Origin of the sequence: Pseudoalteromonas sp. S3785, from assembly GCF_005887365.1 — a bacterium.
In the GTDB taxonomy this organism is placed as follows: Bacteria; Pseudomonadota; Gammaproteobacteria; order Enterobacterales; family Alteromonadaceae; genus Pseudoalteromonas.
This window is the reverse complement of record NZ_PNCT01000090.1, coordinates 39,267-58,776: the sequence shown is the minus strand read 5'-3', so window position 1 is coordinate 58,776 and position 19,510 is coordinate 39,267. Positions and strand designations below refer to the sequence as shown.

General features: G+C 41.0%; 21 protein-coding genes. 12 read left to right on the top strand and 9 right to left on the bottom strand.

Features of this window, described 5'->3' with window-relative positions:
- Positions 1 to 41: 41 nt before the first annotated feature.
- Genes CWC17_RS18005 through cyaY form a run of 7 tightly spaced genes read right to left on the bottom strand, consistent with a single transcriptional unit; the run spans position 42 to position 8,631 of the window.
- A complete protein-coding gene (locus tag CWC17_RS18005) occupies positions 42 to 2,732 on the bottom strand; it encodes a CHASE domain-containing protein (RefSeq protein ID WP_138614441.1) in 2,691 nt (896 codons plus the stop codon).
- A gap of 46 nt (positions 2,733 to 2,778) precedes the next feature.
- Positions 2,779 to 3,888 (bottom strand): heme biosynthesis HemY N-terminal domain-containing protein, encoded by a 1,110-nt coding sequence (locus tag CWC17_RS18000; protein ID WP_138540537.1) that lies wholly within the window; start codon positions 3,886 to 3,888, stop codon positions 2,779 to 2,781.
- Positions 3,885 to 5,714 carry a uroporphyrinogen-III synthase gene (locus tag CWC17_RS17995; protein WP_138614439.1) on the bottom strand — a complete coding sequence of 610 codons (1,830 nt, stop codon included), beginning with the start codon at positions 5,712 to 5,714 and terminating at the stop codon, positions 3,885 to 3,887. The genes CWC17_RS18000 and CWC17_RS17995 overlap by 4 nt, the downstream gene beginning before the upstream one ends.
- Positions 5,715 to 6,653, bottom strand: a complete 939-nt coding sequence (hemC, locus tag CWC17_RS17990; protein ID WP_138540539.1) for a hydroxymethylbilane synthase — start codon at positions 6,651 to 6,653, stop codon at positions 5,715 to 5,717.
- A 35-nt stretch (positions 6,654 to 6,688) separates the two neighbouring features.
- On the bottom strand, positions 6,689 to 7,633 hold the full coding sequence (locus tag CWC17_RS17985) for a DUF2914 domain-containing protein (protein WP_138614437.1): 945 nt from the start codon (positions 7,631 to 7,633) through the stop codon (positions 6,689 to 6,691).
- A 21-nt stretch (positions 7,634 to 7,654) separates the two neighbouring features.
- Positions 7,655 to 8,311: an alpha/beta hydrolase gene (locus tag CWC17_RS17980; protein ID WP_138614463.1), complete on the bottom strand. Its 657-nt coding sequence runs from the start codon at positions 8,309 to 8,311 to the stop codon at positions 7,655 to 7,657.
- Positions 8,308 to 8,631 carry an iron donor protein CyaY gene (gene cyaY / locus CWC17_RS17975; RefSeq protein ID WP_055015887.1) on the bottom strand — a complete coding sequence of 108 codons (324 nt, stop codon included), beginning with the start codon at positions 8,629 to 8,631 and terminating at the stop codon, positions 8,308 to 8,310. Before cyaY ends, CWC17_RS17980 begins: the two co-directional genes overlap by 4 nt.
- 148 nt (positions 8,632 to 8,779) lie before the next feature.
- On the opposite strand from cyaY, the gene lptM reads away from it, so the two are divergent.
- The 9 genes from lptM to CWC17_RS17930 all read left to right on the top strand — a co-directional run bounded on the left by lptM (position 8,780) and on the right by CWC17_RS17930 (position 16,220).
- A complete protein-coding gene (gene lptM / locus CWC17_RS17970) occupies positions 8,780 to 8,971 on the top strand; it encodes an LPS translocon maturation chaperone LptM (RefSeq protein ID WP_138540541.1) in 192 nt (63 codons plus the stop codon).
- Complete coding sequence (gene lysA, locus CWC17_RS17965; RefSeq protein ID WP_055018208.1) at positions 8,972 to 10,225, top strand: diaminopimelate decarboxylase; 1,254 nt, start codon at positions 8,972 to 8,974, stop codon at positions 10,223 to 10,225.
- Between the two features lie 64 nt (positions 10,226 to 10,289).
- Positions 10,290 to 11,120: a diaminopimelate epimerase gene (gene dapF / locus CWC17_RS17960; protein WP_004588980.1), complete on the top strand. Its 831-nt coding sequence runs from the start codon at positions 10,290 to 10,292 to the stop codon at positions 11,118 to 11,120.
- Positions 11,117 to 11,728, top strand: a complete 612-nt coding sequence (locus CWC17_RS17955; RefSeq protein ID WP_138614435.1) for a DUF484 family protein — start codon at positions 11,117 to 11,119, stop codon at positions 11,726 to 11,728. Before dapF ends, CWC17_RS17955 begins: the two co-directional genes overlap by 4 nt.
- On the top strand, positions 11,725 to 12,669 hold the full coding sequence (locus tag CWC17_RS17950) for a tyrosine recombinase XerC (RefSeq protein WP_138614433.1): 945 nt from the start codon (positions 11,725 to 11,727) through the stop codon (positions 12,667 to 12,669). The genes CWC17_RS17955 and CWC17_RS17950 overlap by 4 nt, the downstream gene beginning before the upstream one ends.
- A gap of 10 nt (positions 12,670 to 12,679) precedes the next feature.
- Positions 12,680 to 13,387 (top strand): HAD-IA family hydrolase, encoded by a 708-nt coding sequence (locus CWC17_RS17945; protein ID WP_138614431.1) that lies wholly within the window; start codon positions 12,680 to 12,682, stop codon positions 13,385 to 13,387.
- Positions 13,388 to 13,399: 12 nt separating this feature from the next.
- Positions 13,400 to 14,500: a retroviral-like aspartic protease family protein gene (locus tag CWC17_RS17940; RefSeq protein ID WP_138614429.1), complete on the top strand. Its 1,101-nt coding sequence runs from the start codon at positions 13,400 to 13,402 to the stop codon at positions 14,498 to 14,500.
- Between the two features lie 24 nt (positions 14,501 to 14,524).
- Entirely contained in the window at positions 14,525 to 15,826 is a 1,302-nt protein-coding gene (locus CWC17_RS17935) for a hypothetical protein (protein ID WP_138614427.1), read from the top strand.
- A gap of 37 nt (positions 15,827 to 15,863) precedes the next feature.
- Positions 15,864 to 16,220 (top strand): HopJ type III effector protein, encoded by a 357-nt coding sequence (locus CWC17_RS17930; protein ID WP_055019962.1) that lies wholly within the window; start codon positions 15,864 to 15,866, stop codon positions 16,218 to 16,220.
- A gap of 14 nt (positions 16,221 to 16,234) precedes the next feature.
- On the opposite strand, the gene CWC17_RS17925 is transcribed toward CWC17_RS17930, so the two are convergent.
- Positions 16,235 to 16,642 (bottom strand): GNAT family N-acetyltransferase, encoded by a 408-nt coding sequence (locus CWC17_RS17925; protein ID WP_138614425.1) that lies wholly within the window; start codon positions 16,640 to 16,642, stop codon positions 16,235 to 16,237.
- Positions 16,643 to 16,683: 41 nt separating this feature from the next.
- Positions 16,684 to 16,989 (bottom strand): DUF6482 family protein, encoded by a 306-nt coding sequence (locus CWC17_RS17920; RefSeq protein WP_138614423.1) that lies wholly within the window; start codon positions 16,987 to 16,989, stop codon positions 16,684 to 16,686.
- Between the two features lie 90 nt (positions 16,990 to 17,079).
- Between CWC17_RS17920 and CWC17_RS17915 the strand changes: the two genes are divergently transcribed.
- The 3 genes from CWC17_RS17915 to CWC17_RS17905 all read left to right on the top strand — a co-directional run bounded on the left by CWC17_RS17915 (position 17,080) and on the right by CWC17_RS17905 (position 19,470).
- Positions 17,080 to 17,772, top strand: a complete 693-nt coding sequence (locus tag CWC17_RS17915; protein WP_138614421.1) for a pseudouridine synthase — start codon at positions 17,080 to 17,082, stop codon at positions 17,770 to 17,772.
- Positions 17,773 to 17,874: 102 nt separating this feature from the next.
- On the top strand, positions 17,875 to 18,249 hold the full coding sequence (locus CWC17_RS17910) for a BlaI/MecI/CopY family transcriptional regulator (protein WP_138614419.1): 375 nt from the start codon (positions 17,875 to 17,877) through the stop codon (positions 18,247 to 18,249).
- A gap of 9 nt (positions 18,250 to 18,258) precedes the next feature.
- A complete protein-coding gene (locus tag CWC17_RS17905) occupies positions 18,259 to 19,470 on the top strand; it encodes a TonB family protein (RefSeq protein ID WP_138614417.1) in 1,212 nt (403 codons plus the stop codon).
- Positions 19,471 to 19,510 lie beyond the last annotated feature (40 nt).

Sequence of the window (19,510 nt, the reverse complement as noted above, 5' to 3'; positions counted from 1 at the left end):
TCTGCTTTTTACTCAAAAAGTGAACAAAATTAGGTTTTTGTTCACTTATTTTGATGCGCTAGGTGATGCCAGAGTGTTTTAAATAAAGTATTTGCTTCAATAGGTTTAGTAATATAATTATCCATACCACTGGCCACTGCTTTTTTAACATCGTCATCGTGAGCATTAGCAGATAAGCCTATGATAGGTAGGTCAAACAAACCTAGCTCATTACGAATAACTCGCGTGGCTTCAAGGCCATCCATTTTTGGCATTTGTATATCCATAAGCACAATGTCGTAGGTATGCTCTGTCAGTTTTTCAATCGCCTCAAAGCCATCATTGGCAATATCAGCAATACACCCTTTGGTTTTTAAAATAGCACTCGCGACGTGCTGATTTAATGGATTATCTTCAACAAGTAATAATTTATAATCTGCAAAAGAAAGCGTACTAACATCTATTTCATCATATTGTTGCTTTATTTGCTCAGCCTTTGGCAACGGCGAATAAATCGGTAAGCTAAAAGTAAATGTAGAGCCGTGCCCCTCTTGGCTTATTAAATCAATTTCTCCGCCCATCAACTGCACAAGCTTCTTGCATATACTTAAACCTAACCCGGTGCCGCCATATTGACGCGAGGTAGAACTATCTGCTTGTGCAAATGGTTTAAAGAGCTGTTTTTGCGCCTCTTCACTGATTCCAATTCCGGTATCATTAACGCTAAAGTAGGTCATTTTTTTAGACTGCCACACCTTAAGTGTAATGCTGCCTTTGGCTGTAAATTTAATGGCATTATTGATTAGATTTAGCAAAACTTGCTTTAAGCGTATTGGGTCGGTGTTGATAACCAAGTTGCTAGATTTATCGTAATCAAGCATAAACTCTAGCGACTTGGCATCGATATCAAATTGCAGTAAATTGGCCACTTCTTCACACACGGCACCTACACTTATAGGCTCTTGAATTAAATCGAGCTTCCCTGCTTCCATTTTTGAAAAATCAAGTACATCATTAAGTACTCTTAGCAATACGCCCAGTGCCCCATCTGCTTGCTCTATATAACTGCGTGCTTGCTGCCAATCATTTTGTTGTAGGGCTAAATAATGCAGCCCTTTAATGCCATTAATAGGCGTGCGAACTTCGTGGCTCATATTCGCTAAAAACTGGCTTTTTATTTCATTGGCTTCATCGGCCTTTTGCTTTTCTAAGCGTAAAATTTTAGTTTGCTTCGCTACTTGCTCACGTATACGAATATTGGTACCCGTTACCGATATTAAAAAGGTAATAAGCAGCCAAACAAATAACATGCCGGCTATTTGCGCAAGCCAGTAAACTAGCCATGACTCTCGTTGCATTGGCTGATGCAGTTCCACCTGCCATACTCGCTTACCTACCAATAACTTGTAGTCTTTTAATGGCAATAGTTGCTGGTGTTCAGCAATAAATATAGGTTGTGCATTATTCTCTGTTGTGGTGTCTGTAAAGCTCACTGCAACACCGTTGTTTTGATCAAATAACACCGCGTTTGATAGTCTCTCTAAACTAACCACGGCGACCACAAAACCTTTAAAATCGTCTTCGGTAATATTGTTGCCAAACACCGGATGAAAAAACAACACGCCGCGCTCAGCTTCGTTTTGCACTAAATTTATTGGCTCACTAATCACCAACTCATTTAACACTTTTGCTTTTATTAATGCAGATCGCCTTACCTCATTTGAGGCAAGATCAAAGCCAATTACATCTTCATTTCCCGATAAAGGGTGTGCGTATTGTACGGGGTAGTAAAAATCTCGTGGGAGAGCGGCCTGCCAACTGCCATCTTTTGCTCTTTCTTTTAAGTTATATTTAGCAAGCTCTGTGTTGTTATTAGCCTCTATATACTGAGCTAAGTTTTCACTTGGTAAGTAGGGCACCCACTCAAATGCTAAAATTTCTTCGCTGTAACTAAGCTGCTTAGACGTAAATTGCTTAAATTCAGTAAAGCTCACATCGTCACTACTAGAAAAAAAGGTTGCCAGTAAGGCGAGGTGTGCTGTTATTTCGTTAATTTTATTGTTGATAGCATCTTGCGTGGCTAATATTTTAAGCTCTTCTTTTTGAATGTTTTTTTCTTTTTTTACACTGGCCGCGCCATAAAAGCTAATACTTATAACCATATAAATTAACAGTGAGGGTAGTATAACTTGTAGGCGATAATTTACCTGTGAATAGTTAAATGCAGCTAGCATAAGCGGAGTAAAAACAAGCACCCCAATACTGTCGCCTATCCACCACGCTATAAACGTATCCCAACCCGCTTGAGACACAATAACGCCATTAAAAATTAATAAGCTGGTGCCTACACCTGCAGCTATAAAACAGCACAACGGGCCGGCAACAACGAGGCTTTGAATACAGTGTTTTAAAGAAGATAAGTCCAGTGGTGCTTTAATCACTTTAGTGACCAATTGGCTACCTACCCATGCTTGTAAAGTAGCAGCCAAGGTAACAGCCGCAGCATGCATAAATACACTTAATTGAAATATCGCTGAGGCGTTTTCTAAATGAATTATGTTAGTAAAAAAAGCCCCTAAAACAATACCTAGTAAGCTCTTTCTGCCCCAAATTAAAAAGCCAGCAAGCGCAATTCCCGAAGGCGGCCACACAGCTACGGCATAACCATCGATTGCCAATAATAAGTTGCTAAAATATCCGGTAAAAAAGTAAGCGCACGCTAAACTTACAGTGACAATGAAAAAGTGTTTCAACCCAATGCTCCCGAATATCAAAGCTGCAAAAGTATAAGTGTAGCCTTTATTGATACAAAACGAGTGCTTTATCGGCTTGTGCAGTATTTTTATAGCTTAGCGCTGCTTGCTGAGCAAATTGCTTTTTGTTTTTGATATTTAAGGCTTTATCAAAAACCTTTGCAGCTAACTCATAATCACCTTGGACATTGGCTAAACATGCAAGCGAGAGTAATAATGCGTTGTTCGCATCATCTTTTTTCAGGCGCTCTTGAATACTACTTTGAAGCTTTACAGCCTCTGCCGAAGTAGCGTTACTTAATATATTGGCAAGTAAGGCATGCTGCTCTTCATGCTTCACCATTTTAATTAAGTCGCTTTCAATCACACTTAACTGGCCTACTTTAGCCATTTGCATTAAGTAAGCTGTATTAGCATGAGCTTGTAGCTTTTTAGGAAGTTGTTTATATTTTTCAGTGATTTTATCGTTAGCTTGTGCATTAAAATAGGCATTAAACAGCTGCGTCCACTGCGTATCGTTAAGGACTTTTTTGCGAAGTAAACGCGGTAAAAAGTCTTCAAGCGCGCTAAAGTGTTGTTGCTGCACAAGTATTTCGGCGTATAGTTTAAGCTCAAGTGGTGTCGCTTTTTTTGAATTTGCGTTAGCGCGCATTTGCGATTCTATTGCACTGCTATCGCCACTGGCTATCCAAAGTTTAGCTACGTTAAGCTGCTGCTCTGGGCTAATTTCAAATAAGCGCTCTAGTGCTTTGTCAGTTTGGTTATTAGCAAGCGCCGCCTTTGCTAATAGCGCTAAGCGAATATCTTCAAATTTACTCGGTACACTATTACCTGATAACGTTTGCTCTACAAGCTCGTAATCATCGTTTATTGCACTCCATAAGGCTTGCTCTATAGCGGCGTGTTTACGCTCTTCACTGCGTGCAAAAAAACCATGCTTAGTATTATGGTAAATCGACAATAAATAGCGCACTAATTTGTAAGTTAAATATAAAACAGCTGCGATAATTGCCGCCATAATACAAAACGATACAATCGTGCCTTCAATTGTGGTGTTATTAAACGAGATCAGTACATAGCCTTTTTCATCCAGCACAAATGGCGTAACGGCTAAAACTAAAACAATCGCAACAATTAATACTATAAGCCCTATCATTGCGCCCACTCCTTAACCTGCTGTGTACTTTGTAAGTCTACTTCAGGGTTAAAGTTTAATGGCTCTTTTTCTAGGCTAGTTAGTGCATTTATAACTACTTTAGTGGCTTCGTCATCTTGCTTAAAATACTCATTAACAAGACGCTTTGCCTCACTTATGGCACTAAAATAAATGCTCGCTTGTTTGCTCATTAATGCATCTTGGGCTTGCGTCACATTTAATTTAATACGTTGATTAATTAAGTGACGCTCCTGATCGGTTAACAGTGGCTCTATAGCAACCCCTTCGTGCTGACGAATAGTAATAAAGCTGTCAACTAGCTTATTCCAGCTATTACTTAGGTTTTGCTGCCAATCGCTTACATCTTCGCTTAACGCATTATCGTCAACTTGACTCGCTTCTTCAGGAATATTTACTGCATTAAACGCTAAATTATCAATATTTGTTAAAACACTATTGAGCTTTAAGTAAATGGCTTCTGTAGGAATCGGCTTTAAGCTATCTAATGTTTGAATGTCTTGTGTTATTGCCTGGCGAACCGAAACTGTACCTGGGTGTTCACTCAATAAGGCATCTAAGCGCTTAAGTACAGCGCTGGCACCTTGGTAATCTTTTTCAGCCCACAATTTAAACTCAGCCATACGTTGTAAGCTGGTCACCTCTTGCGGGTTGAGCGAAGCGCCTTGCTGCTTAGCCTGTTGCAATGCTGCTTTTAGTTGTTGCTGATTGTTCTCTGTACTTTCGATGAGTGCAGCAGCCACTTTTTGCTCACTGTTGAATAAAGCTTGTTGCAAATTTGATTGCGCAGATTTAAGCGCTTGAAGCTCTTGAGTAAGTCGCTTATTTTGTTCACTCAATTCGTTAACCGCTACATCTTGGGCTTTTCCAACGTTTAACTTTTGGTAAAACTCGTAACCAACGCCACTTGCAACAATAAGAGAAATAACAAGCGCAAGAACCGCTATTTTACTTATTTTTTGTTTTTTATTGGTCGTACCCGTTGCATGTGCAGGCTCTTTTTTATTTGAAGGCGCAGCTGGTTTGGCTGGGGTTTTATTATCTGCCGTAACTGGCTTTGACTGTTCGCTCATCTTGCTACCTTGCTGTTTTATGCAGGAAAACATAGCGGTATCGCTTGCCCCTGCGGCAATGTGTATATTAGCCGAGCTTACCTGTTGCTGTTGTAAATAAGCGGCTATACGCTCGCTAGCAACATAAAATCGGCACTGTTGTAACCACTGTAATTGTTGTTCAGTTAGGTTATTAAATATTGCATCTACTGCTGCATTACTGGTTATGACTATACCTTGTACTTTCAGGCTTTGCCAGTGGTCTGTCCAGTTGGTTTTTTCAGCGCTTATTGGCTCACGTTTGTATACCACACAATTATTTAAAAAAGCCCCACGCGCCTTTAAGGTTTTGGCAATATCTGGGCGCCCTGCTTGGCCTTTTACTAATACAATATTACTGCCTTCCACCTCAGCTAAAGACTTAAGCGCTAATAACCCCTCAGAGTCATGCTGCTTGGGTAGTGCAGCTCGTACACCAAACACTTCATAAACAGTATCAGCAGTTTGCTGCCCTACTGCATAATATTGTGCTTTAGTATTTATTGTAGGCTTTAATTGCGCTAGTGCAGTAACGGCATCTTGAGAGATAAAAATAATTTTATCGGCATTAATTAATGGGCTTAGCTCGGTAGAAGAAGGCGTAAGGTAGGTTATTTTTAAAACAGGAAACAATGACGCCTGATAACCCGCTTGCTCAAGTTGCTGAGCAAGGGCTGCGCCTTTTCCTTCGGGCCGAGTTATCAGGATATGTGTCATTTATGCGTCTCTATATACTTCTGCTAATATTTTGTCGGCGCCTTGCGCTAATAATTTTTTAGCAAGCTCAACACCAATTGCTTCTGCATCATTTATATGACCGGTTACTTCGTCATGCAAAATTTCACTACCATCTACTGCACCAACTAGTCCGCGTAAATGCACTTGATCACCATCAACTAATGCATACGCGCCAATTGGTACCTGGCAGCCACCTTCTAAATGGCGGTTCATCGCGCGCTCTGCATTTACACGTATACGCGTTTGGGTATGCTCAAGCGGGGCAAGTAAGGCTTTTGTTACTTCATCATCAATACGACACTCAATACCCACAGCACCTTGTCCGTTAGCAGGAAGCGACACCTCAGGCTCAATATAATCAGCAATACGGTCATCCATTTTTAAGCGAAGCAGCCCCGCTGCGGCTAAAATAATTGCATCATACTGGCCATCATCTAGTTTTGCTAAACGGGTATTTACATTACCACGTAAGTCTTTAATGACTAAATCAGGGCGCAGAGCTCTAATTTGGCACTGGCGACGAAGGCTAGAAGTCCCCACCACAGCACCTTGGGGTAATTCGCTTAAATTAGTATAGTTATTTGATACAAACGCGTCGCGCGGGTCTTCACGCTCACAAATTGTGTGCAGCGCTAAACCTTCTGGAAACTCAACGGGTACATCTTTCATTGAATGGACAGCAATATCGGCACGGCCATCTAACATGGCTTGCTCAAGCTCTTTAACAAACAAGCCTTTACCACCAATCTTAGCAAGCGGTGTATCTAAAATAATATCCCCTTGGGTAGACATAGGGACTAATTCTACGCGTACATCAGCATGAAAATGCTCAAGCTGTGCTTTTACAAATTCAGCCTGCCAAAGCGCTAAAGCACTTTTACGAGTTGCAATGCGTACTAACTTTGTTTTTTCTGTCATAGGGGTATCCAAATAGTTACAGCTAATAGCCACGCTTAATTAGCTAAAATTCTAAATTCTTTTTGAGCAATTAAATTACCTTGCTCATCAACAACATCTACACGCCAATGGCCTGTTTGTGTATTCATAATATTTTTGGTCGAGTACGTTCTGTAGCGCGGCGAGGTAACATTAAGCGAAATCTCAGCCATGGTTTCACCCTCATAAGACCATACATGCTTTACTTGTTGGCCTTGTAGGTTTTTAAGCTCACTAAAAAACGAGAGCGACTCTTCAAACTGATTTAAACGGATATCTGCAGCAAATACATTAGTGGGCTCGCGCTTACTTACTTTGCGAGTAAGTACTGCACGGCTAATTTTACCTGTATCAATTTGTGCACCTAACGCAACGCTTGCAATATGCGCCGTAGATGAAAAACCTTCACTGCTAGTTAGCGAGCCGTCGTCGTTTTCAATATCTGGGAGCTGTTCATTGGGTGATGCGCTTAACTGGGTGTTTGTAAGCGGCTGATTAGCGATAGGCTCAGCGAGTTCGGTATCTGATTGCTCAATAACAGAAACTTGATTGCTTTGAACGTTAGCAATTGGCTCTATATCCGTTTGCTCGTTATTGCTTTGCGCTAATAAAGTATCATTATTAACGCTTTCATCTTCAAGCACCGCTGGCGCAACATCTGCTATATCATTCGCTAATGTAGGCTCGTTTGGGTGCATTTGCTCATCATTTACACGCACAGCAGGCTCAACATTATCTGCGGCGCCTTCGCTTAAATGTAAATAAGGCGATTGATCATTCGGCTGCTCGCCCTGATCGGCATTTACCGAACTCGTTAAGCCATACACAACCGCTGCCGAGGTCATTGCTACCAACATAGAAACACTCGCAATACGACGCCAATGCCACTCGTAGCTTACATTAGGTACACTATTTTGTGGTTCGCGTTTTACATTTGCTTTAATAACTATTTTTTGACTCATATTGACCTCAGCGGTTCCAAATTAGCTTAAACGGGCAATTAACCATTGGCGAATAGCTTGCAGTTCTTCTGCGCAAACCTGATGAGCCATAGGATATTCTTGCCAGCTTACATCCATGTTATGTGCTGTTAATACTTCAAACGCACTTCTACCCGCACTATGCGGCACTACATTATCTTGGCTACCATGCGCCATAAATACATTTAAATCAGTATGCTTTGCTTCTTGCGCTAGCTTTTCAGGCACGCACATATAAGTAGACAGCGCCATAACACCTGCCAATTTATGCTCTAATCGCGGCGCTAAATGTAAAGACACCACGCCCCCTTGCGAAAAGCCCGCCAAAATAATTTTATTGGCAGGTATACCATTTTCTATTTCTTGATTGATCAGGGCTTGCACTTTTTCGGCTGAATCTCTCACGCCTTGTTCATCGGCACGTTTGTCTAATTCTATAGATTTAATGTCGTACCACGAGCGCATTTCCATGCCACCATTTATGGTGACCGGTTGAATAGGCGCATGCGGAAAAATAAATCGTATGCCAAGCTCACTAGGTAAATTAAGCTGCGGTGCAACCGGAGCAAAGCCATTGCCAGAGTCACCTAAACCATGTAACCAAATCACAGTGGCTTTGTGCTCACCTTGCGCTGGGTATTGTGCAAACTCTAAACTCATAAGCTTGATTGCCACTTAATCTCTTGGCCAGCTTGGCGAGTAGACGCTTGATTCATAAACTCCCAGAACTCTGCACCTGAGCGGTTATCAATCCATTGCCCATCACGCATTTCAAAATGGTGGCCATTAAATTTAGTTGCAACCCATACTTGATGCAAAGGCGCCTGTTTATTAATTACAATTTTACTTTTATCAGGGAAAATTATTTCTAAAATACCTTCTGCCGACTCATAATCTAAATCTGCTTCACAATCATCAACTTGCTCTTCAATTGTGTACATAAGCGCTTCGGCTAATTGGTGATATTCACTTTCAGTCATTGTAATTTTCCTTTGCAGGCGAGCTGCGTAATATTGGGTACGGTTTATATACAGCTAGTGTAACAGGAATAAAATCATCCGCGAATAGCTGCATTTTTTAGATATTCTGTTACTCTGCGATTATAAAGCCAGCAACCGTATTAATCTAATGAAAGCGACACATACCTTACAATTAAAACGACTATTTATAAGTACTTTACTGCTAGGTGCATTAGCTGGCTGCGGCCAAAGTGGGCCTTTGTATTTACCAGAGCAGCAAACTGAGCAAAACACACCCCCTAATACGGCACAGTCAACGCCTGTAAAAAAAACCAATACAGAGCAAGCGCAGGAGCAATAAATGGATTACTTTAACTACCAAAACAACCAATTATTTGCAGAAGACGTCAGTGTCGCCGCTATTGCTCAGCAATACGGTACGCCTTGTTATGTTTACTCGCGTGCTACATTTGAGCGCCATTTTTTAGCTTTTGCAAATGCCACTAAAAACCATAAAAGCCTAGTGTGCTATGCAGTCAAAGCCAATTCTAATATTGCAGTATTAAATATATTAGCGCGTTTAGGCTCAGGGTTTGACATCGTATCGAAAGGCGAACTGGCACGTGTAATAAAAGCTGGCGGTGATGCCAGTAAAGTGGTGTTTTCTGGTGTAGCTAAAACCGCCGACGAAATTGCTTATGCACTAAAATTAGGTATTAAATGTTTTAATGTCGAGTCGGTCTCAGAGCTTGAGCGTATTTCAGAAGTTGCGTGCGAATTAAATTTGGAAGCACCTATTTCTATTCGCGTAAACCCCGATATAGATGCAAAAACACACCCGTATATTTCTACCGGTTTGAAAGAAAACAAGTTTGGGATTGATATACAAACGGCTGTGAGCGTTTATCAGCATGCGGCGTCTTTACCTGGTTTAAAGGTAACCGGCGTTGATTGCCACATAGGGTCGCAATTAACTGAGGTTAAACCTTTTTTAGAAGCACTTGATAAACTAATCGCTTTAATAGATGAACTCAAGGAAAAAGGAATTGAGCTTACCCATTTAGATATTGGTGGCGGATTGGGCGTGCCTTATAATAATGAGCAACCGCCTCACCCTAGCGAATATGCAGCGCAAGTTACCGAGCGTCTAGCCAATTACAAACACCTTGAACTTATTTTTGAGCCAGGACGCGCTATAGCCGCTAACGCTGGAATTTTAGTAACGCAGGTTGAGTTTATTAAACAAAACCAAGATAAGTTTTTCGCTATTGTCGATGCGGGTATGAACGACATGCTTCGCCCTTCGCTTTATCAGGCATGGCAAAAAATTATTCCTATCTCAGTGCGCAACGACGATACCCCAACACGCAACTTTGATATTGTGGGTCCTGTGTGCGAAACCGGCGACTTTTTAGGGAAAAATCGTGACTTAGCGCTCAAACAAGGCGACTTATTAGCACAACGAAGTGCCGGTGCCTATGGTTTTACCATGAGTTCAAACTACAACTCTCGCCCACGTGTGGCCGAAATAATGGTAGATGGTGAGCAACACCACCTTATTCGCCAACGCGAAACCATCGAGAGCCTTTATCAAGGTGAGAAAATTTTACCATAAACGTTTTTGTTAAGGCGCTGCTCTGTGGCATGATTAGCGCAGAGCAAACCCGAATTAGAGCGCTATGTTAGTTAATTTTTCCAAAATGCACGGCTTAGGCAACGACTTTGTTGTAATTGATAACATTACACAAAATGTATTTTTGTCTCGCGATCAAATAAAAAAACTGGCTGATCGCCACTTTGGTATTGGCTTTGACCAATTACTTATGGTTGAAGCCCCTTATTCCCCTGATCTCGACTTCCATTACCGTATATTTAATGCCGATGGCAATGAAGTAGAACAATGCGGAAATGGCGCACGCTGTTTTGCCCGTTTTGTGCGTATGAAAGGCTTAACTAACAAGCACAAAATTAGTGTTTCGACCAAGTCAGGCAACCTTACGCTATACATAGAAAAAGACGGCCAAGTAACGGTTAACATGGGCCACCCTAATTTTGAGCCTGCTAAAATCCCGCTTAAAGCCAGCAAGCGAGAACTCACTTATATAATAAGAGCGCAAGAACACACTGTGTTTAGTGGCGCCGTGTCTATGGGTAACCCACATTGCGTGCTAGAAGTTGACGATATAGCAACCGCACAAGTTGAGGTGCTTGGCCCACTACTTGAAAACCACGAGCGCTTTCCAAATCGTGCCAATATTGGCTTTATGCAGGTGGTCTCGCAAGATCATATTAAGTTAAGAGTCTGGGAGCGCGGCGTTAGTGAAACCTTAGCGTGTGGTACGGGCGCCTGCGCAGCAATGGTCATTGGTCACATTCAGAGCAAACTTAACACCACGGTACAAGTTGATTTACCCGGTGGCACATTACAAGTGCGTTGGAGCGGCGAAGGTCACCCTGTTCGTATGACCGGCCCTGCCGAGCATGTCTTCGATGGGCAAGTTGCTTTATGAGCGAGCTAACAAAAGAACGCGTTGCTGAGTATTTAGCGCGCCACCCAGATTTTTTATTAGAGCAGCCAGAGCTGCTTGCACAACTTGAGTTACACCACAAAGCGCAAGGGGCTACCTCGCTTGTACATATACAACAGCGCCAGTTACGCGAGCACAATACTCAGTTAAAAAATCAAATACAGAGTATGAGCCAACACGCAACGCAAAATGAGCTAGTGTATCACTTGTTTAGCCAGTGCCATCGTCAACTGTGGACAAATTACGACTTTAATACGCTTGCCGCAAATTTGCGCAATATTATTTGTACCAGCCCACACATTAGCGAGTGTAGGTTGGTTAAATATAACAACATTTTTGATGAACTTATTGAGCACCGCCTTAGCCAGTTTGGGCACTACTTAGGACGCGTTAATCAGCAAGAGCGTGAGCTATTATTTTGCGAAAACACGCAATCTTCTGCTATTTACTTAATTGGCTGCGTTGAAAAGCCCGTTGCTATATTGGCCTTTGGCAGCCATGATGAAAACCATTTTGAGCCTGCACAAGATAACCTGTTTGTGCTTGATTTTGTGCATGCATTGCAACTTAGGCTATTGGAATTGGCATGAGCGACGAGACGCCTAACACTGAACAATTAAGTGAGCATTGGCGTAACCCCATTCATTTATTTAGTGACTATTTAAAGTACGAAAGACAGTACTCAGAGCACACTGTAAATCAGTATGTTAGCCAGCTAAACTTTGCCGCCCTGTATTTTAGTAAATTATGTGACGACTGGTTTGGCGTACAAGGGGAGCATATTCGCCGCTACAGCATGGCACTTCGCACAAAGCAATTAAGCGGACGCACCATTAGTTTAAAATTAAGCTGCATTCGTAGTTTGTATAAATTTTTAAAGGCCAAAAACGTTGCGCACCACGCGCATTATCATAACCCAGCGCAGGGTATTAAAGGCCCTAAATTTTCAAAGCCTTTACCTAAAAATCTCGACGTTGATCAGATGGCAAGCCTACTGGAAATTAGCGATGATGACCCATTAGCCATACGAGATAAGGCCATGATGGAGCTTATGTATTCATCTGGGTTGCGCATCAGCGAGTTAGTTGGCACCAACTTACGCGATATAAACTCTGCAAATGGCGAAATATTAGTTAAAGGTAAAGGTAACAAAGAACGCCTCATTCCCGTAGGTAGCAAAGCGCTTAAAGCGTTAAAAAATTGGCTCAATATACGGGGGCAATTTGCAAAGCCAGACGAAATGGCGGTGTTTTTAAGCAGTAAAAAAAACCGTATTTCGGTTCGCCAAGTTCGCTTACGCATGCAAGAGTGGGGAATAAAACAAGGTATTAGCTCACAAGTGCACCCACATAAACTTCGCCACTCGTTTGCCTCTCATATTTTAGAATCATCTGGCGATTTACGCGCTGTACAAGAACTATTAGGGCACAGTAGTTTGTCGGCTACGCAAGTGTATACACATTTAGATTTTCAGCATTTAGCCAAGGTGTACGACAACACCCATCCGCGCGCTAAAAAACAAACCGATTAGGAATGTAATTATGATTCGATTTAATCGTGCTCTTCGCCCTTTTTCTGTTATGAGCTTTGATTTAGACGACACCCTATATAACAACCACCCAATAATAAAAGCCGCAGTTAAAGCGCAGCAAGATTATTTAAACGCGCTTCCTAGCTACTTAAAACAAGGCCCAAAATACTGGCAACAATGTCGCAACGAGGCCGTAATACAGTTACCAGAGCTTGCTGATAATGTAACTAAATGGCGCCAACATACGCTACGCCTAGCCCTTTCAAAGCTAGGTTTAAGCGATCAAGAAGTAGAGCATCATGCCGATGCAGCCTATAACGCCTTTGCCGATGCCCGCAGCAAAGTAGTGGTAACCGACGACGTACTAAAGCTGCTAGATAACTTAGCCCAGCATTTTACGCTGGTTGCAATAACCAATGGTAATGTGGAAATAGAACGCTTTAATTTACGCGATAAATTTGCGCTAGTATTGCAAGCCGGCATGCACGGTAAAGCCAAGCCCCACGCTACACTGTTTGATAAAGCCGCCGCGCACTTAAACGTAGCTAAAAGTGAAATTTTACATATTGGCGATAGCCTAGATACCGACGTACAAGGTGCTAATAATGCTGGCTGCCAATCGGTTTGGTTAAACGACCAAGGCGCGAATTATAACTACAAAGGCCTTGCCGATATTGAAATTGCGAATATTCATGCCTTAGCGCACTTTATCAAATAGCCTAAATACACAATGAGCCATTATACCAAGCTAATCACCTTGCTATTAATAGGCTCTATTAGCCTAAACGCTTATTTATTGTGGCCAGAAAAACAGTCCACGGTAAGCGCACAAAATACCAAACCTGCAGACCTAGTTAAAACGCCAAAAAGTAATCTACTCAATCAAGCTCAACAGCAATTTAAGCTACACAAATTTGACGATGCGCTAAAGACATATCAGCAACTAAAGCAACACTCGCCCACACTTGCTCGCACTCTTTACGCTTCGTGGCTCTTGCAATTACAAACATGGCTAAATACTAACTTATTCCTTAGCGAGCCATTGTTAAATGCACTATTAGATCAAGACCCTTACAATACAGAGCTACTTACATTGCATGTCGATTACTTAATAAATAGTGGGCAAATACAAAATGCAATTATTGCCTTATTCGAACTATACCCGTTGTTAAATGAGCAACAGCAAAGCGCTGCAAATGCGCGGTTGGAAAATCTGACTAAAAACGAGCTTCATAGTTTAAGTGAGCAACAAAACTGGCAAACAATTATTGACCAAACTCAAATTTGGCTCGACTATCAAAACGACAACAGTCATTTTTTATACGCACTCGCGCATGCTTATTATCAACTCCAAGACTTTATTAGCGCCTTAACAACTATTGAGCGTATGCCATCACAACACCCTTTACAAAACGAAGTCGCTGATTTACAAGCGATGATAGATAAAGCTCAATCACAAGATGACTTTATTGCGCTTACCCCCTACGGCGCACATTACACAATTAGCGCCGAGCTAAATGAATCAATCCAAACAGAACTAATGGTAGATACTGGTGCAAGTGTTACCTCGCTATCAAGCGACATAATCGAGCAGCTTTCACCCAGGCCACTTTATTTAGGCGATGTAACCGTAAACACGGCGAATGGGCAAATTAGCGTAAAGCGCTACCAAATTGAGTCGTTTAAAGTAGGGATGCAAATTATTTACGGTTTTGAAGTGCTCGGTATTGAAAACATCCGCGGCCAAGGTTTGTTAGGAATGAACTTTTTATCTAGATATAAATTTAATATAAATCAGCAAACAGATGAGTTAGAGTTGAGTGCTAAATAAACAAAAAATAATAAAAGGAAGTTTATGCGTACTTTACTATTTGCACTACTTTGTTTTTGGCAATGTACTGCTCAGGCAACAAATTATTTTGTACAAGACAAAAGTTGTGAGGCTATTTCACCCGAAATAGAAATAAGCCTTAGCGCTACACTGAGAGATTTAGATAATCATCAAAGAAAAAGACAAAACCTTAGACAAAAAGCACTCAATAAATATACCGCACAGTATAAACAACAATATGAACAACTATATGTAGAGGAGCACTTTACTACCCAAAGCAGCCACTCTGCTGAAACCCCCACAATAAGTAGAGCCAAAAAAAAATTACACTACCTTATTAAGCTCACCCCTTCAAAAAACTGTAATCAGCAAGTCGCTATGACTAGCGAGCTATTTATTTCAGGCATGCACAAGCGCAGCTTATCAACTACCATTGAGGGGAATGCAATGGAAGTCACTTTAGACATAAACAACGCCCCAAAGTTTACTCAATTTAACAACCCCCTTATCACCCCAACCAACTTTTTTGGACTTCAACTTGGCAGTAGTTATGAGCAAGTATTAGCGACTCTGGGACTCGCTAGTTTATCGCTAAGCGATAAAAATAATGCAATACTTGTATATGGAAGAAATCATGCTTTTCACTTTAAAAATAATGTATTTATAGGTTACCAGTTCCATGAAATGCTACTACCTATGGTGATAAATAATGAGCTTTCCCTAGCAAATGAAAAGCTACAAATAAGTACCGGCACAGAGCAGACTATTTCTCTTGATACAAATTTAACTCAACAGGCCATAAATAAATTAAAAAACAGTTTTGATGAAATAGAAACTGCATCTTATAAAGTGTCAATTGACAAGTCAGAGCAAAGAGTTGTCGGTATATCTCACGGCGAGATAATTAAGAACATAGAGAACACGACCCAATGCTATAACGGCTCCATGTTGGCCGATAAATACTTAAAAAAACACGAAAATAGTAAAACGCTTAAAGTGGTTAATGAAGATCATGACAATATAATTATTACTCCTTGTTATGAGTTTATATATGAAGGCAACGACTACATTTCCAAATTAAAGCTTGTAGAGCCTTTTTCAACCGCAAATATTAAACTCGCTGCATTAGCTGGCTATATTAACCAAAGTAAACAGTGGAGCCTAACAGGCATAAATTACAACGACCCCGTTTCAAACCTTGCTAAGTTAGGCGATTACGACGAGTTTTTTGACTCAGCAGAGTTTACCTCTGAACACTGGGACGGTTATTTTTATATTTATGACGGAAAGCTTTTAAGCGCAGAGCTTACAAGCAACGACTATTAATTTTTCTCCTTGAATCTTCTGTTAAAAAAGGGCAATCATGTTATTAAACGACTTTTTACAGCAACTTGCAGGCAACCCTAAAAGCATACAATTTAGCGATACCATGGCGGTGATAGAAGCTAATTACGATTTTACTGCGTGTGGATTTAATAACCACGGCTTACTTAGCTCAGCAAGTGAAAACAACGGGTCTTGCAAAATTTTTGCGTTTGCTAAATTAAACGATTTAAGCAAACAAAATACCTTAGATTGTTTTGGTAAGTTTTACCGCGAAGACGTACTACAAAACCCTAAAGGCGATGACCACATGAACATTCGTACATTTATGTTAGCGCCAGAAACGACGCCATTTTTAGGCCTGAGCTTTGATGGTGAGCCGCTAAAAGCAAAGTAATATAAACAGCTCAATTAAAGCGTTTTTTCCATAAAATAACGCGTACCAGAATGCGGGTAGTTGTTAAGCTGATACTTAACCACATATCCGCGTTTTTCATAAAATGGCTTGGCCTGAAAATCAAGCGTGTCGAGCTGTGCAATGTTGGCACCAAGCTCAATAGCTGCAAGTTCAAGCGCATTTAAAAGCTTGCCAGCTAACCCCTTGCCCCGAGCAGTATCGCTACACCAAAGCCAGTTAATCATTAGCCAATTACCAAACACGGAACCACTCACGCCGGCAATTAAACAGCCTTTTTCATCTAAAAATTTATAGCCTAGCGGCACTTTAGGGGCGTCAAAATGTTGCCCGTTAAACTCAACTATTTTTGTGCGAAGCGCTGAATTTAACGCATCGGTATTATCTGCTGTTAATTGATACATGTGCCGCCCTTAAAAGAGCAGATACTAGCAAACTCGTACTATTAAAACAGGTTGTTTTTTCCATAGGGTACTTCAAGCAAATTAGTGCATGTTTTTTCGGGTTGGCCGCACATTTCGTCGTAGGCACTAGTGTGTCGCAGCACCATTTCGGCGTAAGCTATGTTTTCAAACCGCTTTTGAATATGCAGCGGACTGAGCGCTTTTACAAATTCGCCATTCTCTTCAGTAACGTAATACTCTACGTTATTTACAATGACAGACACCTGATAGAGCGCCATTTCAAGGGAGTGCGCCACCACTTTTTGTAATGGTTCGTGCTTTTTTAGCTCAGAAAATTTCATACCCATAACAATCGCCTTTTAATAAAAAGTAACCTTATAGATACGCACCTTTGCTATAATCGCGATCAAATTATTACATCACTGCCTTTTAAACTTATGAGCAATAAAATTCGACTCGCTAGATACATTGCTCACGCTGGTGTGTGCTCACGAAAACAAGCATCTCGCTTAATAGATGATGGGGTAGTAATGGTCAATAATCGCTCTGCTAATCACATAGATCACGTTAATGAGCAAGACGACGTAGTAGTTAATGGCCAAGCAGTTAAAGGGCCAGCCGATTTGGTTTATTTTGCGTACCACAAACCTGTAGGTATTGACTGCAAATTAAATGAAAATGACCCTGCCAGCCTAATTCACCATTTACCTACCCTCACCCGGGTTTACCCTATTGGCCGATTAGATAAAGACTCTCGCGGCTTACTTATTTTGACCAACGACGGTGATTTTTGTAATCAACTTATCCACCCAGACTTCCACCAGCCTAAACGTTATTTAGTCACGGTAGATAAGCCTATTGATAACGCGTTTTGTGAAAAAATGGCCGCAGGAATCCCTGTCGATAAACAAGTAACCTTACCGTGTGAAGTCACTAAAATAGCTGACAACCAATTTAGTATTATTTTAAAACAAGGACTTAACAGGCAAATACGTAAAATGGCGCATTACTGCGGCTTTAAAGTGATTGATTTATTTAGAGTGCAATTTAGCGAACTCTCCCTCTCGCAACTAAACCTACCTGAAAACCACTACATACAAATTAATAAAACAGATATTTCAAAAACCTAATACCAAGTCACTTAATTACCCTTAAAAAGTTAAAAAATAACCTTGCAAAAATAGATTACAGGTGTAGTCTTGATTTAAAGATTACATTTGTAGGCAATGAAAATGATTGAGTTATCAAAAGCAGAATTCGACGTGCTTGATGCACTTTGGATTAATTACCCGGCAACCGCCAGCCAAATTATTGAGCGTTTAAGCGATGACAAACAATGGCACGAAAAAACCATTAAAACCCTACTAGGTCGATTAGTTAAAAAAGGCGCACTGACCTTTGAAAAGGACGGTCGCCAATATATCTATACTCCCTGTATGGAGCGCGCTGACTACACCCTAAAAGAAAGCCAAAACTTTATAGAACGCTTTTTTAGTGGCCGCATAGCGCCGCTGGTAAGCGGTTTTGCTAAATCGGAGCAGCTTTCTCAGCAAGATATAAATGAGCTTAAAAAAGTCATTGATGAGTGGGAAAAAAAACAAAAGTAAGGGATTAACATGGTTATTCAAACTGGATTTAATTGGTTAATTGAACAGCAACTATTATTAAGTATTTTGTTTTGTGGATTTATTTTACTCGAGCGATTTGGTTTAAAAACCCTTGGCGCGCGGTTTGTATACAAGTTAGCGTGGTTAGTACCTGCAGCATTAGTTATTGCTAATTTACCCAATGCGATAAAACCACTGCAAAATAGCAATATTAGCCATTACTTAATTACCCCTAACCAGCCCTTTTCTCATGAAATGGGGATTAGCTGGGCACTCATGTATGTACTTATTACTATGGGGTTATTAATAGCCAGTTTTATTACACATACACGTTTTGTTAAAAGCCTGCAGCTAACTGAACTAACGCACCTAGAGCACACTCTTGCCACTGGTATTAAAACCTATGCCAGTCAATATGCAGCCACACCAATGGTGGTGGGTATATTTAAAAGTAGGCTTGTACTGCCCAGCAATTACAAGACCCAGTTTGATAAAGCCTCTTTAGCGCTTATTTTAGAGCATGAAACTGTGCACATAAAACGCAAAGATAACCTAATAAATGCCCTGCTGTTACTGGCTACTATTTTATTATGGTTTAATCCGCTCGCTTGGATGGCGTACGCAAGTTGTAGGCGCTTACAAGAGCTGACTTGTGATGAACGGGTACTTGCCAATAAAACCACACACCAACACATTTTATACAGCAAAGCCTTAGTTAACTGCGCGGCAGCAACGCCCGCAGGGCTAATGGCTTATTCACACTACGGAGATAAAAAAACCATGTTACAACGTCTTACCAATATAAAGCACAGTGGCAATCACTCATCCCTTGCCAAAGGTGGCTTACTGCTTGTTGCCGCAAGTATGTTAAGTACCCTCGCTATAGCAAAGCAACCGCAAGCACAAGGTGTCAAACAAGATCATATTTCCCCTATAATTCGCATTGAGCCACGCTACCCTACTAAAGCCGCCCAACAAGGTATTAGTGGCTCAGTGGTGTTAAAATACGATATTGCTGCCAATGGCAGAACAAAAAATATTAGTGTCATTCAATCAAAGCCATCGGGCATTTTTGATAAATCAGCGAAAGAAGCGCTGGCGAAGTGGGAATATAAAATCTCTGAGGCAGGGTTTAATGATGTACTTGTACAGCTTGATTTTGCTATAAACAGCGAGGTTGCTAATACCGATTTAATAGAGCGAATTAAAGTATCCCATTAATGCTATTGAGTAATACAAGAGCACAAAGCAAGCGCCCTTT